We start from the raw sequence: 1,394 nt of genomic DNA, 5'->3' as shown, positions 1-1,394 counted from the left end.
AGAAAAAGCAAGTGGGTTTCAATGAAATCTTTAAAGGATTTCAACTACTTGCTTTCTCTCGACCGTCGTTATACCAAGACCGAGAGCGAGATTTTCCGTTTGATACCGTTCTGCGGGCCAGGTCATGATCCGATCGTAAAGTTCGGTGCGTAGCGTGATAAGCACTGCCTGACTCACTTTCGCCATGATCCAGGACGAAGCCACGGTGCAGAACCCGAAGAGAAGCGTCACGCCGATCAATGCCGCCGGCGCCCCGCGATCACCCACGGCTCCTGTTGGTAGAACCCGAGATCGGTGAGCTTGCCCAAAAGCGTCGCGGTGAGCGAAGACATGCTGGCCGCGCCGGCCATGAAGACGGCGCCGAGCGCGATTCGCCACTTGTGCGGGAGCAGATAACGGTAAATCCGAATCAGGTCCGGATCGAAGTGTTTGAATAGTCGATTCAACGGAGAACTCCTTGCTGACGGTAGACCGTCAAAGCGACTGAAGCTTCGAGAGATTGGCGTATGCGCCGCCCTTTTCGAGCAATTCTTCGTGCGTGCCGATTTCCTGAATGACGCCGTCGCTCATGACGACGATTCGCGACGCATTGCGAATCGTCGAGAGCCGATGCGCAACGATGAAGGTCGTACGCCCTGCCATCAGGCGGTCGAGTGCCGTCTTGATTGCAGCTTCCGATTCGCTGTCGAGCGCACTCGTGGCTTCGTCAAGAATGAGAATCGGCGTGTTGCGCAGAATTGCCCGAGCGATGGAAATGCGCTGCTTCTGCCCGCCCGAGAGACGACTGCCGGCTTCACCGACAGGTGTATCGAGCCCCTGAGGAAGAGAAGCAATGAATTCCTTGAGCGCAGCCGCTTCGATCGCCCGGGCCAAAGCCTCCTCAGTAACGTCGGGCATGGCGTAGGCGATGTTTTCACGGATGGTTCCGTCAAAGAGGACAACGTCCTGGGAGACGATCGCAATCTGGTTGCGAAGCGACGAAAGCGTGACGTCTTTCGTATCCGTGCCGTCGATCAGAATGCGACCGGCAGTCGGATTCCAAAAGCGGGGAATCATGTTGACGACGGAGGTCTTGCCGGAGCCGGAAAAACCGACGAGCGCGATGCTTTCACCGGGCTTCACTTTGAGATTGAAGTCGCTCACGGCGTCTCGATCGGCGTTCGGATAACGAAGCGAAACGTGTTCGAACGTGACTGCGCCCTTTACATCCCGAAGTTCAACGGTTCCCGTTTCTGCTTCAAGCGGCTCGTCAAGCGTCTGGAAAATACTTTCGGCCGCCACCGACATGCCGACGATGGCATTAGATGTCATACTAACTTTCGCCACCCCTTCAACCTTTCATGGAGTGGCAAAACATGCGATATTCGCAGGAGTTCAAAGACAACGTCGTAGCG

At 55.9% G+C, this 1,394-nt stretch carries 3 protein-coding genes; all 3 read right to left on the bottom strand.

Features of this window, described 5'->3' with window-relative positions:
* Positions 1-30: 30 nt before the first annotated feature.
* Genes GBM95_RS11720 through GBM95_RS11710 form a run of 3 tightly spaced genes read right to left on the bottom strand, consistent with a single transcriptional unit; the run spans position 31 to position 1,311 of the window.
* Positions 31-267: a hypothetical protein gene (locus GBM95_RS11720; RefSeq protein ID WP_152159253.1), complete on the bottom strand. Its 237-nt coding sequence runs from the start codon at positions 265-267 to the stop codon at positions 31-33.
* The gene (locus GBM95_RS11715; protein WP_152159252.1) at positions 237-446 is read right to left on the bottom strand and encodes a hypothetical protein; all 210 of its coding nucleotides are present in this window, start codon (positions 444-446) and stop codon (positions 237-239) included. The genes GBM95_RS11720 and GBM95_RS11715 overlap by 31 nt, the downstream gene beginning before the upstream one ends.
* A 28-nt stretch (positions 447-474) precedes the next feature.
* A complete protein-coding gene (locus tag GBM95_RS11710) occupies positions 475-1,311 on the bottom strand; it encodes an ABC transporter ATP-binding protein (protein ID WP_152159251.1) in 837 nt (278 codons plus the stop codon).
* Between the last annotated feature and the right edge of the window lie 83 nt (positions 1,312-1,394).

Source organism: Sutterella seckii (genome assembly GCF_009183815.1).
GTDB classification, from domain to species: domain Bacteria; phylum Pseudomonadota; class Gammaproteobacteria; order Burkholderiales; family Burkholderiaceae_F; genus Sutterella; species Sutterella seckii.
This window is presented reverse-complemented; position numbering and strand designations above follow the sequence as displayed.